This is a genomic window from Nonomuraea sp. NPDC049625 (genome assembly GCF_040675285.1).
GTDB classification, from domain to species: Bacteria; Actinomycetota; Actinomycetes; order Streptosporangiales; family Streptosporangiaceae; genus Nonomuraea; species Nonomuraea angiospora_A.
In genome coordinates, this window is record NZ_JBFAOQ010000002.1 from 52,190 (window position 1) to 64,094 (window position 11,905).

10 protein-coding genes are annotated in these 11,905 nt (G+C 71.7%); 8 read left to right on the forward strand and 2 right to left on the reverse strand.

Features of this window, described 5'->3' with window-relative positions; translation table 11 throughout:
- Positions 1–165: 165 nt before the first annotated feature.
- The 5 genes from AB0J87_RS07590 to AB0J87_RS07610 are packed head-to-tail and all read left to right on the forward strand — an operon-like array spanning position 166 to position 4,190.
- Positions 166–1,146 carry an ABC transporter substrate-binding protein gene (locus AB0J87_RS07590; protein ID WP_363963215.1) on the forward strand — a complete coding sequence of 327 codons (981 nt, stop codon included), beginning with the start codon at positions 166–168 and terminating at the stop codon, positions 1,144–1,146.
- Between the two features lie 2 nt (positions 1,147–1,148).
- The gene (locus tag AB0J87_RS07595) at positions 1,149–2,183 is read left to right on the forward strand and encodes an iron ABC transporter permease (RefSeq protein ID WP_355206361.1); all 1,035 of its coding nucleotides are present in this window, start codon (positions 1,149–1,151) and stop codon (positions 2,181–2,183) included.
- Positions 2,180–2,953: an ABC transporter ATP-binding protein gene (locus AB0J87_RS07600; RefSeq protein WP_363963217.1), complete on the forward strand. Its 774-nt coding sequence runs from the start codon at positions 2,180–2,182 to the stop codon at positions 2,951–2,953. The genes AB0J87_RS07595 and AB0J87_RS07600 overlap by 4 nt, the downstream gene beginning before the upstream one ends.
- On the forward strand, positions 2,950–3,588 hold the full coding sequence (locus tag AB0J87_RS07605) for an adenosylcobinamide amidohydrolase (protein WP_363963219.1): 639 nt from the start codon (positions 2,950–2,952) through the stop codon (positions 3,586–3,588). The genes AB0J87_RS07600 and AB0J87_RS07605 overlap by 4 nt, the downstream gene beginning before the upstream one ends.
- Before the next feature lie 32 nt (positions 3,589–3,620).
- Positions 3,621–4,190 carry a Uma2 family endonuclease gene (locus AB0J87_RS07610; RefSeq protein ID WP_363963221.1) on the forward strand — a complete coding sequence of 190 codons (570 nt, stop codon included), beginning with the start codon at positions 3,621–3,623 and terminating at the stop codon, positions 4,188–4,190.
- Here AB0J87_RS07610 and AB0J87_RS07615 read toward each other — a convergent pair.
- Both AB0J87_RS07615 and AB0J87_RS07620 read right to left on the reverse strand, forming a co-directional pair.
- Positions 4,109–5,833, reverse strand: a complete 1,725-nt coding sequence (locus AB0J87_RS07615; protein ID WP_363963223.1) for a hydantoinase B/oxoprolinase family protein — start codon at positions 5,831–5,833, stop codon at positions 4,109–4,111. The genes AB0J87_RS07610 and AB0J87_RS07615 overlap by 82 nt on opposite strands.
- Positions 5,818–7,875: a hydantoinase/oxoprolinase family protein gene (locus AB0J87_RS07620; RefSeq protein WP_363963225.1), complete on the reverse strand. Its 2,058-nt coding sequence runs from the start codon at positions 7,873–7,875 to the stop codon at positions 5,818–5,820. Before AB0J87_RS07620 ends, AB0J87_RS07615 begins: the two co-directional genes overlap by 16 nt.
- A gap of 103 nt (positions 7,876–7,978) precedes the next feature.
- Here AB0J87_RS07620 and AB0J87_RS07625 point away from each other — a divergent pair, with 103 nt between their 5' ends.
- The 3 genes from AB0J87_RS07625 (at position 7,979) to AB0J87_RS07635 (ending at position 11,899) form a co-directional block, all read left to right on the forward strand.
- Positions 7,979–9,457, forward strand: a complete 1,479-nt coding sequence (locus AB0J87_RS07625; RefSeq protein WP_363963227.1) for a zinc ribbon domain-containing protein — start codon at positions 7,979–7,981, stop codon at positions 9,455–9,457.
- Positions 9,457–11,172 carry a serine/threonine-protein kinase gene (locus tag AB0J87_RS07630; RefSeq protein WP_363963229.1) on the forward strand — a complete coding sequence of 572 codons (1,716 nt, stop codon included), beginning with the start codon at positions 9,457–9,459 and terminating at the stop codon, positions 11,170–11,172. The genes AB0J87_RS07625 and AB0J87_RS07630 overlap by 1 nt, the downstream gene beginning before the upstream one ends.
- 70 nt (positions 11,173–11,242) lie before the next feature.
- Positions 11,243–11,899 carry a response regulator transcription factor gene (locus AB0J87_RS07635; protein ID WP_185072735.1) on the forward strand — a complete coding sequence of 219 codons (657 nt, stop codon included), beginning with the start codon at positions 11,243–11,245 and terminating at the stop codon, positions 11,897–11,899.
- Positions 11,900–11,905: the final 6 nt, after the last annotated feature.

The window sequence follows — 11,905 nt, forward strand, 5'->3', positions numbered from 1 at the left end:
TCCGATGCGCAGGGTCGCAGCGAAGTCCGGTGAGAGTCCGGCGCTGTCCCGCAACTGTCATAGCCAGGTCGCCTGCCTCTGCGCTGACGTCATCAACCCTCGTGGAAAAGGGTGATCCGTCGCTCAAACGCGGGTCTCTCGGTTCCGACAGTGAAAGGACTACTCGTGAGGCCCCGACGTACGGCCCTCGCGGGCGCGCTGCTGGGAACGCTGATCCTGGCCGGATGCGGCCAGACCGGCACCACAGCCTCCCCGTCCGCCGCCCCCAGCGCTTCCTCCGCCTCCGCCTCCGCCTCCGCCTCTGTTCCTGACTCCGGGGCGGGCTTCCCCGTCACCGTCGAGGCGGGCAACGGCAAGGTCACCCTCGCCAAGAAGCCCGAGCGGATCGTCTCCCTCTCGGCCACCCACACCGAGACGCTCTTCGCCATCGGCGCGGGCCCCCAGGTCGTCGCCGTGGACGACCAGTCGAACTACCCGGCCGAGGCCCCCAAGACCGACCTGTCCGGCTTCAAGCCGAACGTCGAGGCCATCGTCGCCCAGAAGCCCGACCTGGTCATCGTCTCCAACGACATCGACCAGATCGTCGCCGAGCTGGGCAAGGTGAACGTGCCCGTCCTGCTCGAACCGGCCGCCACCAAGCTCGACGAGGCGTACGAGGAGATCGCCGAGATCGGCGCGGCCACCGGCAACCAGGCCAAGGCCGACGAGGTCGTCTCCGGCATGAAGACGGCCATGGACAAACTGGCCGCCGAGGCGCCCAAGGACAAGAAGCTCACGTACTACCACGAGCTCGACCAGACGCCGTACGCGGCGACGTCCCAGACGTTCATCGGCCAGGTCTACGGCCTGTTCGGCCTCACCAACATCGCGGACAAGGCGCCCGACCAGGCGGGCGGCTATCCGAAGCTGTCGGCCGAGTTCGTGGCCCAGGCGGACCCCGACATGATCTTCCTCGGTGACGTCAAGTGCTGCCAGCAGAGCAAGGACACCCTGGCCAAGCGGCCGGGCTGGAAGGGCCTGTCGGCCATCAAGAACGACCAGGTGATCCAGCTCGACGACGACCTGGCCTCCCGCTGGGGGCCGCGCGTCGTCCAGCTCGCCGAGTCCATCGGCGCCGCGGTCGCCAAGGCCGGGGCCAAGAGCTGACCATGGCGGCGCAGGCCGGCCCGTCGAGGGCCAGACCACTCTGGATCGCGTGCGCCCTGGGCGTGCTGGCCGTCTGCATGATCGCCGGGCTGCTGGACGGGGCGGCCGACATCTCGCCGTGGCAGGTGGTGCTCCAGGCCGTGGACTGGCTGCCGTTCGTGCACGTGGACTCCGGGCTCGCGCCGGTCGAGCAGGGGCTGCTGTTCGAGCTGCGGCTGCCGCGGGTGCTGGTGGCGGCGGTGGTCGGAGGGCTGCTGGCCATGGCGGGGGCGGGGTACCAGGGCGTGTTCCGCAACCCGCTCGCCGACCCGTACCTGCTGGGGGCCGCGGCCGGGGCCGGCCTGGCGACGACCGTGGCCATCGTGCTGCTGCCGGAGTCGGGCGCGAGCATCCCCGTCGCGGCCTTCCTCGGGGCCGTGGGCGGGGTGTTCCTGGCGTACACGCTCGGCAACACCGCCGGGCGCTCCGGCGGCACCGCGACGCTGGTGCTGGCCGGGGTGGCGGTCACCTCGTTCCTGACCGCGATCCAGACGTTCATCCAGCAGTTCAAGGTCGAGGAGCTGCAGCGCGTCTACTCGTGGATCCTCGGCGACGTCGGCGGCGGGTGGGACCAGTTCTGGCTGGTGCTGCCGTACGCCGCCGTCTCGGCCGTGCTGCTCCTGCTGCACGGGCGGATGCTGGACGTGCTGTCCGTGGGCGACGAGGAGGCCACCAGCCTCGGTGTGCGGGCGGCCAGGGTGCGCCTCACCGTGCTGCTGGCCGCCTCCCTGGCCACCGCGGCGGCCGTGGCGGTGAGCGGGCTGATCGGGTTCGTGGGCATCGTCATCCCGCACATCGTGCGGCGGCTGGCGGGCGGCTCGTACCGGATCGTGCTGCCGCTCTCGCTGATCGGCGGCGGGGCGTTCCTGGTGCTGGCAGACCTCATCGCGCGTACGGTGATCGCCCCCGCCGAGCTGCCGATCGGAGTGGTGACCATGTTCGTGGGGGCGCCGTTCTTCGTCGGCGTCCTGCGCATGACCAGGCGGACGGCGACGTGATCAGCACCCAGGCGCTGTCGGTACGGCTCGGCGACCGCGAGGTCGTGTCCGACGTCTCGCTCCAGGTGCGCCGCGGCGAGTGGCTGGCGATCATCGGGCCCAACGGGGCGGGCAAGTCCACCCTGCTCAAGGCCGTCATGGGCCTCGTCGCGCACCGGGGCGAGGTCACGCTGGACTCCCGGCCGGCGGCCCGGCTCAAGCCCCGCGAACGTGCCCGCCTGCTGGCCTACGCCCCCCAGAGCCCCGCCCTGCCGCCCGACATGACGGTCTTCGACTACGCGCTGCTCGGGCGCACCCCGTACATCCCCTACCTGGGCCGCGAGAGCGCGCACGACCGGGAGGTCACCGCCGGCGTGCTCGAACGGCTCGACCTGACCGCGCTCGCCATGCGGCGCGCGGGGGAGCTGTCCGGCGGCGAGCGCCAGCGCGTGGTGCTGGCCAGGGCCCTCGCCCAGGAGGCGCCCGTCCTGCTGCTGGACGAGCCCACGACCGCCCTCGACCTCGGGCACCAGCAGCAGGTGCTGGAGCTGGTGGACCGGCTGCGGCGGGCGGACGGCCTGACCGTCGTCACCACCCTGCACGACCTGACCGTCGCCGGTCTCTACGCCGATTCCCTGCTCCTGCTGGCCGGCGGGCGCGCGGTGGCCTCCGGCAAGCCCGCCCAGGTGCTCACCGAGCCGTTGGTGGGACGGCACTTCGACGCCCATGTGAAGATCGAGCCGGGGCCGGACGGCCGGCCCGTCGTGCACCTCGTCAGGGGAGGGCCATGAAGCTCACCTATCGGGTGGAGGACGGGGCGCGGCTGGGGGCGCTGCTGTGGGAGTTCGGGCCGGGCTGGCGGATGATCTCCTCCGCGCTGCTCGGCGGCGGGATCGGCCCGCGCGAGTGGGTGCTGAACGCGCAGGTGGTGGCCGGGTACTCACGGATGGACCCGGTCGACCACCTGCTGTCGTTAGGCCCGGCGGGGGACGGCGTCGGCATGCTGACCGCCGCCTCCGTCGACCGCTGCGTCCAGGCCTCGGACGGCGGCGTGGAGGCGTACGCGACCGTCGGCCTCCGCGTCCCGACCTGGGCCGCCGCCCCGGAGGGGAGCGCGGACCCGGAGCTGGCGCCGATGCGGGTGGGGACCATCAACATCGTGACCGTGCTGCCGGTGGCCATGACGGACGCGGCCCTGGTCAACGCGGTGATGACGGTCACGGAGGCGAAGTCCCAGGCGCTGATCGAGGCGGGCTTCCCCTGCACGGGGACGGCCTCGGACGCGGTCTGCGTGGCCGCGCCGGCGGAGGGGCCCGCGGAGCTGTTCGGCGGTCCCCGCTCGGAGTGGGGCGCCCGCGCGGCCCGCGCCGTCCACGCGGCGGTCCGCCAGGGCGCCGAAGCGTGGCGACCTCGTGACTTCACGTGACGGAAGTGTGCGTGAGGTCCGATACTCGGCACGTGATCTCAATCGCCGGGCCGACAGTCCTCCCTGGAAGGCCGCCCTATTCCGTCGAGGACCTGTTCACGTTTCCCGATGACGGGAATCGCTACGAACTCTTCAACGGAAGCCTCCTGATCAGCCCGCTGCCCACCATCCTGCATCAGCGGGTCATCTCCCGCGCGATGCGCGTTCTCGATCGCGAGGTGCCGCGCGACCTGACGCCGCTGATGGGCGTCGGCGTGCAAGCGAGCGACCGGGACTTCTACATCCCCGACCTGGTGGTCGTGCCGGAAGAGGCGATCAAGGCGGACGAGCCCGTGCTCTCACCTGGGCAGGTGCATCTCGTCGGCGAGGTGGTCGGCCCGGACACCCAAGGGCGTGACAGAGCGCTGAAGGTCCTGGCCTACGCGGTGGCGGGCATCCCCGTCTACTGGCGCATCGAGCCGGACGAAGAGGTGCTCTACGTCCATGAACTCGACGGCGACACCTATGGCCCGCCGATCGCCTATGGAGCCGGGACCGGCGTCACCCTGTCGTCGCCCTTCCCGGTGAGCTTCGACCCCGCCGACCTGGTCTCGAAGCCGTAGTCCTCGGCCGCCCTCCGTGGCGTGACGCGGCCCGCCTCGAGGTCGGCCAGGATCGCCTCGGGGTCGCGTTCGGCCGGTGGGCCGAGGCCGGCGCCGCCCGTCGTCTCCACGATGAACGCCTCCCCGGCCGCGAACCGCACATTGTTGACCTTGGACGCCAGCCGTTCCACCGTCCCGTCCAGGTGGCGCCTGAAGAAGCCGCCGAGCCGCCCCGGCTGCCCGCCGGCACGGCCAGGGGGCGGGAGGCGGAGGCGGTCGCCGCGGGTGGTGACGTGGCAGTCGGCCAGGAAACGGTAGACCGTGCGCGAGCCCAGCCCGCCGCGGAAGCGGCCGGGGCCGCCCGAGTCCGGGATGGTCTCCACGGACTCGACGATCAGCGGGCAGCGGCTCTCCACCGGCTCCGCCTGCGGCACCGAGTTGCGGCCGATGCCGAAGTGCACGCCCGTGGCGTCCGGGCCGTCCAGGCCCCGGCGGGCGCCCACGCCGCCGAAGTCGTAGGAGAGGTGGATCCAGTACGGCGCCCCGACGGCGGCGATCGAGAACGGCTGCAGGATCCCGCTGGGGGCGATGGCACGCTCGGGGACGGCGTCGGACATGGCCTGGAAGACGGCCTCCATGGCGGCGTAGATCGGGACGTACCGGCCGCCGCACGGGTAGGGGGAGCGGGCGTTGAGCAGGGAGCCCTCGGGCAGGCGTACGTCGATGGCGCGCAGGCAGCCGTCGTTCATGGGAATCGTGGGGTCGAGGAAGCAGCGGACGGCGAAGACGGCGGCGGCGAGGGACTGCGAGGCCGAGGCGTTGATCGCGGCCGGGACCTGCGGGCCGGTGCCCGCGAAGTCCAGCACGGCTCGTTCGTCGCCGAGGGTGACGGCGACCCGGATTTCATGCGATTTTTCGGGATTTATGCCGTCATCGTCGATCGGGTACGCCGCCTCGAACCGGCCCGCCGGCAGCTCGGCCAGCGCCGCGCGGGTCCTGGCCTCGGTGTAGTCCAGGTAGTCGTCGACGCCCGCGCTCAGGCCCTCCGCGCCGTACTCGCCGACCAGGGTCTCCAGCCGGGCGGCGGCCACCGCCGTCCCGGCCACCAGGGCCCGCACGTCGCCCATGACCTTGTCGGGGGTACGGCTGTTGGCCCGCAGGATGGCCACCACGGTCGGATCCAGGCCCTCCTCGGTGGCCAGGCGCACCGGCGGGAGCTGGAGGCCCTCCAGGAAGATGTCGGTCGCCAGCGGGGCCATGCCGCCCGCCGAGAGGCCGCCCAGGTCGGAGACGTGGATCATGGTGGCGGTGAAGTACGCCGGGGTCCGGCCGACGAAGACCGGGCGGTAGACGAGCAGGTCGTTGGTGTGCACGCCGCCCCGGTAGGCGTCGTTGAGCACGTACACGTCGCCCGGGCTCATCCGGTCCGCGGGGATGTCCTTGAGGAGCTCGGGGAGCGCCACCTTGAGCGCCATGCTGTTCATGAGGGTGGTGGCCATGGACTGGGCGATCAGGCGGCCCCGGGCGTCGAGGACGGCGGCCGAGGCGTCGGAGCCCTCCACGATGAACGTCGAGTACGCGGAGCGGACCACCACGATGCTGGCCTCTTCCGCCGCGACGACGAGCGCGTTCCTGAGCACCTCGGCGGTCAGGAGGTCGGGCATGTCGTGCTCCTGGTGAGGTGGACGGCGCGGGTCTCGGCGAGGGTGGCGGTCCAGCCGGGCGGGACGACGATCGTGGACTCGGCGTCCTCGATGATCGCGGGGCCGTGGAGCGGGCCGCCGGCCATGGTGTCCCTGGTGTGGACGGGGACTTCGGCGTAGCCGCCGGTCTCCGGGAAGTACGCCCGCCTCCCCCGGGGCACGGCCGCCGCTGTCGCGTCCCCGGCTGCCCCGTCGCCGGCCGTCCCGTTCCCGGCGGCCTCATTCCCGGTGGTGCCGGGGGGTGGGGAGGTGGGGGCGGTGAGGTGGATGCGGTAGCTGACCAGTTCGATCTCGCCCCGTTGCGCGATCCCGTACACCTCCTCGTACCGTGCGAAGAAGCGGGACGCCAGCTCCTCCCGGGAAGACGTCCATTCGACGGTCAGGTCGTGGGACTGGCCCTTGAAGCGGACGTCCACCGACCGTGACACCAGCACCCCGGGGTCCGAGAGTGAGACGCCCAGGTCGGCGGCGGCGTCGGTGGCCAGGGAGGTGAAGACGGCGGAGGGGTCGGGGGCGTCCAGGCGGGACAGGACGCGGTCCGTGGAGAGGGCGCCGGCGAGGAGTCCGGCGGCCGAGGCGACGCCGCAGTGCGCGGGCACCACGACCGTCCCGATCCCGAAGCGCTCCGCGACCCGGGCCGCGTGCATGGGACCGGCGCCGCCGAAGGCGACCAGGGCGAAGCCGCGCGGGTCGATGCCGCGCTGCACCGTCACCACGTGCACCGCCGACGCCATCGAGGCGCTGACGATCTCGTGCACGGCGTACGCGGCCTCCTCCCGGGAGACCCCGAGCGGCGAGGCCAGCCGGTCGAGGGCCTTGGCGGCCAGGTCCGGAGTCAGGGGGAGCGAGGCCGAGGAGAGGTAGCCGAGGACCAGGTTCGCGTCCGTGACCGTGGGTTCGGAGCCGCCCAGGCCGTAACAGGCGGGCCCGGGGGAGGAGCCCGCCGAGTGCGGGCCGACGCGGAGCGCGCCGGCGGCGTCGAGCCAGGCGACGCTGCCCCCGCCCGCCCCCACCTCCGCCAGGTCGATGGCCGGGGTCTTGATGGGCACGCCGGTGCCCGCGCGCCGGCCGCCGAAGCTGCCCTTGCCGCCGACGTGGAACTCGTTCGTGATCTCGGGCGTCCCGCCGCGTACGACGCACGCCTTGGCGGTGGTCCCGCCCATGTCGAACGAGATCACGTCCGGGAACCCGGTCCCGGCCGCCGCCAGCACCCCCGCCGCCGGGCCCGACTCGATCGTGGCCACCGCGCGCCGGGCGGCCAGCTCGGCGGAGATCACGCCGCCGCTCGACTCCATGACGTGGACGGGCGCGCGGATCCCGATCTCGGCCAGCCGTTCCCGGAGCTGCGAAAGGTACGAAGCCATCAACGGGCCGATATATGCGGACATGATGGTGGTGGTGGCGCGCTCGTACTCGCGGATCTCCGGCCAGATCTCCGACGACGTCACCACGTCCGGGATCGACTCCCGCAGGAGCTCGGCGACCTGCCGCTCATGGGCCGGGTTGGCGTACGAGTGCAGCAGGCAGACCGCCGCCGACGTGATGCCGCGGGCCGTGATCGCCGCGGCGGCCCGGCGTACGGAATCGAGGTCCAGCGGCGTCAGCACCGCGCCGCGCGCCGAGACGCGTTCCACCACCTCGAAGCAGTCGCCCGCGGCCACCGGCGGAGGCGGCGGTGAGAAGCGCAGATCGTAGCGGTCCTCCTCGACCCGCGCGTAGCGCCCGAGCGGGACGGCGGCGCGAAAGCCCTGGGTGGTGACAAAAGCCACCCGGACCCCCTTGCGTTCGAGCACCGCGTTGGTGGCCAGCGTCGTCGCGTGGACGACCCGCGTGACCTGCGCGGGGTCGCGGTCGCCGAGCGCGCGCGTAACGCCGGCCACGATGCCCGCGATGGGGTCGTAGTGGGTGCTCAAACATTTGGCCACGGCAATCGCGCCGAACGTGCCTCCAAGGACCACATCGGTGAAGGTGCCACCGACATCTACGCCGATCGTGTAGCCCACCCAGGTACGTTATTCCCCCGAGCAAGCGCTTGTCTACGTGGCGGTCTATTGACTTACAGCATGCGATTGGGACCCTGGTCCTAGACCTGCGTTGGGAGCGGAGATGGCGCGCCTCACAGCTCTTGCCGGTGGCGTCGCGACGGCACTGGTGCTGATCGCGATGCCGGCCGCGGCTCACGAACACCCGAGCGGGATCACCGACCTGGTGACCCCCGCCGTGGTGCGACTGGAAGCCGTGTCTCATGTGGAGATCACCCTGCTCGACCACATCGGCGAGCTCAAACATGTGGAGCGGTCCTACGACATCCCGTTCGCCGCGGGCACGGGGACCGTCGTCAACCCCGACGGCACGATCATCGCGCTCAGGCGCCTGGCCGTGAACCCCAACGACGTCGCGATCTACGCGGCGAACAAGGTCTTCGCCGAGCACCACAAGGTGAAGATTCCCCTCGACTACGAGAAGCACAAGCTCAAGGACGACCTGCTCAACCACCACCTGGCGGAGTGCTACCCGCCGAAGACCGACACCGCCACCTGCATCATCAACGTGACCACCGAGATCACGGCCTATCCCAACGTGTCGCCGCCGACCCCCAACGGCATCAAGGTCAAGTGCATCAAAGCCGGCCCGACGCCCGACAGCCCCGCCGTGCTGGTGCCGGTGACCCCCATGACCGGAGGCGTCGGCATGCCCACCGCGCCGCTCGCCGACCAGGTGCCCGAGCAGGAGGGAGCGCCCACCAACGTGGCGGGCTTCCTCGGCCGGCCGGGCCCGAAGGTCCTGGAGACCGTCGAGATCGCCCACCTGGGCAAGGGCGGCGCGGGAGGTGCGGGCGGTGACAACGGCAGGCCGTTCGCCGACCCGGAGAAGAAGGTGGACGAGCCGGTCAAGCTGGGCGGCCTGGCCGACCAGGGACTCATCGGCGCCCCCGTGATCGGCGACAAGAACGGCCACGTCATCGGCCTGCTGGTGGGCGGCGGCAAAGAGGGCAGGATGATCGGCGTCAGGGAGATCAACGGCATCCTGGCCGCCGCCAAGGTGGCGCCGCGCAGAGGCGCGATCGACACGGCGTTCGAGGCGGCGCTGACCCGCTATCACACCAAGTACTACACGGAGGCCGCGCCCGGCTTCCAGCGCGTGCTGGAGCTCTATCCGGGCAACGTGGTGGCCGCCAAGCTGCTGAAGACCTCGCTGGAGAAACGGGGCGGGCCGGAGGACCAGGGCACGAAACAGGTGGCGGCCACCACCACCCGGTCGACCCCGCTGTGGCCGTTCATCGTGGCGGCCGGAATCCTTTTCATGGCGGCCGCGGGCGGGGCGTATCTGCTGTGGCGCCGCCGTGCTCCTGAAAAGGTGACAGAGCCGCCAGAACCACCGGGGGCGGCCGCGCCACCGCTCGACGACGGGGCCAGCCAGACCGTGGTCGTACGGCGGTCGCAGGCGTTCCCCATGGTCCCGCAGCAACAACAGCAGGTGATGACCGCGCCGAACCCGGCGATCAAGTACTGCACCTCGTGCGGCATGCGACTCGGGCCCGCGCATCGCTTCTGCGGTTACTGCGGCCACCCCATCGAGACGTGATGCCATTGAACGAAAGATCGCTCATCGGCCAGGAGGTGGCCGGGTACTACATCGAGGACATCGTCGGCAAGGGCGGCATGGCCGTGGTCTACCTTGCGCTCGACCCCAGGTTGAGCCGCCGGGTGGCGCTGAAGATCCTCAACCCGGTGCTCAGCGTCGACGACCGGTTCAGGCAGCGGTTCATCCTGGAGTCCAGAACGGTCGCCAGCATCGAGCACCCCAACATCATCCCGATCTACGAGGCCAACGCGGACGCCGACGGCGTCCTCTACATCGCCATGCGCTACGTCGACGGGCTCGACCTGCGCCGGCTCATCTACGACCGCGGACCGCTGCCGATCGCCCAGGCGAACCAGGTCTTCGCCCAGGTCGCCGCCGCCCTTGACGCCGCGCACGCGCACGACCTGATCCACCGCGACGTCAAACCGGCCAACATCCTGATGGCCGGTGACCACGTCTACCTCACCGACTTCGGCATCACCAAGCACCGCTCGTCGATCTCCGGGCTGACCCAGACCGACCAGTTCATCGGCACGCCCCGCTACATGTCGCCCGAGCAGATCAACAAGGAGCACATCGACGGCCGCGCCGACCAGTACGCGCTGGCCTGCGTGGTCTACGAGGGGCTGTCGGCGCGGCTGCCGTTCCAGCGCGAGAACGACATCGCCCTGCTCTGGGCCCACCTGGCCGAGCAGCCGACGCCGCTGTCGCAGCTCAGGCCCGACCTGCCCGCGCAGATCGACGCCGTGATGATGCGGGCGCTGGCCAAGGCGCCCGAGCAGCGTTACGCCACCTGTACGGAGTTCGTGACCGCGCTGCGTGACGCGATCAGCGGGCACCAGCCCGACCCCATGAGCGGCCCCACCAGCGGGCCCCACCTCGTGCCCCGCCAGGGTCCCCACTCCGGCCCGCACCCGGCCCCGTACCCCGCGCCCGTCCCGGGACCCACGACCGGACCCACGACGGGCCCCACGACCGGCCCCCCGACCGGTCCCGCCTCCGGGCCCACCTCAGGCCCGCGTCCCGCGCCTGTCCTGGGGCCCCCGTTCACGCCGATCGGGTCGGACCGGGCCCCCGCGCCCCCCACGCATCCGACCGCGCCCAAGAAACGCCCGGGACGCGTCCCGATCGTGGCCGCCACGCTGGTCGCCGCCGTCGCGGCCCTCGCGCTCGTCGCCATGATCATCATGAACCACCGCGGCGACACCTGGTCCCGCTACAAGACCAGCGCCGCCGCGCCGCTCACGTTCGAGTACCCGGGCGACTGGACCGTGCGCACCCACCAGGACCTGTTCGCGGTGGTCTCGCCGCACGCCCAGGAGTTCGAGTCCCTGTTCGTGGCCGGCCCCGGCGCGGACTGGTCGGCGATCTCCCAGGTCGTCGAGGACGACCCCGACTCCGCCTCGGGCGTCTACGTCCAGGTCTCCGACACCCTCGACGCCGGCGGCAACTCCGAGCAGATGAAGGCCAAGATGGAGGCCCTGCTGCCCGGCCAGGTCGACGTCGGCAAACCCGTGCCGGACCAGGCCGGCACCAGCCCCGCCACCCGCTTCGACGGCTCCCTGCACGACCCCGCGTCCGGCACCAGGCTGGGCTTCGTCAGCTACGTGATCGACCGCCAGCCCAAGACCATGCTCGTGATGTACTTCTGCGCCAAGGCCACGTGCGACGACGCCACCCAGACCCGCATCCGGCAGAGCGTCCATGTGTCGTGACTTGTGACTCACTTGCGTGCGGCTTGGCCTGGGTGTTCAAGGCGGGTGCCCGGCGTCTACCCTCCGGCTTGTGGGCATTCGCATAGTCATCGCCGACGATCAGGCGATGGTCAGGGCCGGGCTGCGCATGGTCGTCGACAGCGACCCCGGCATGGAGGTGGTCGGGGAGGCGTCCGACGGGCGCGAGGCCGTCGCCGTGGTCAGGCGTACGCGGCCGGACATCGTGCTCATGGACATCTCGATGCCCCGGCTCGACGGGCTGGCCGCGGCCAAGGAGCTGCTGGACGACCCGTCGCCGCCCAAGGTCATCACGCTGACCACGTTCGACACCGACGAGAACCTCTACGCCGCGCTGCGCGCCGGCACCAGCGGGTTCCTGCTGAAGGTGTCGCCGCCGGAGCAGCTCCTGGAGGCGATCAGGGTGGTGCACGCGGGTGACGCGCTGCTCGACCCGGCCGTGACGAGCCGGGTGATCGCCACGTTCGCGGGCCGGGCCGAGCCGACGCCCTCGCCCCGGCTGGCCGAGCTGACGCCGCGCGAGCTGGAGGTGCTGCGGCTGCTGGCGCGCGGCCTCACCAACGCGGAGATCGCCGGGGAGCTGTACGTGGGGGAGGCCACGGTCAAGACGCACGTGGCGCGGGTGCTGATGAAGCTGTCGCTGCGCGACCGGGCGCAGGCCGTGGTCTTCGCGTACGAGACCGGGGTGGTCCGGCCGGGCGCCGCCTGAGGGTTT

Excerpts from the sequence above, each read along its gene's own strand:
- AB0J87_RS07605 (WP_363963219.1), top strand. The coding sequence starts at position 2,950 with ATGAAGCTCACCTATCGGGTGGAGGACGGGGCGCGGCTGGGGGCGCTG.
- AB0J87_RS07625 (WP_363963227.1), top strand. The coding sequence starts at position 7,979 with ATGGCGCGCCTCACAGCTCTTGCCGGTGGCGTCGCGACGGCACTGGTG.
- AB0J87_RS07615 (WP_363963223.1), bottom strand. The coding sequence starts at position 5,833 with ATGCCCGACCTCCTGACCGCCGAGGTGCTCAGGAACGCGCTCGTCGTC.
- AB0J87_RS07595 (WP_355206361.1), top strand. The coding sequence starts at position 1,149 with ATGGCGGCGCAGGCCGGCCCGTCGAGGGCCAGACCACTCTGGATCGCG.
- AB0J87_RS07630 (WP_363963229.1), top strand. The coding sequence starts at position 9,457 with ATGCCATTGAACGAAAGATCGCTCATCGGCCAGGAGGTGGCCGGGTAC.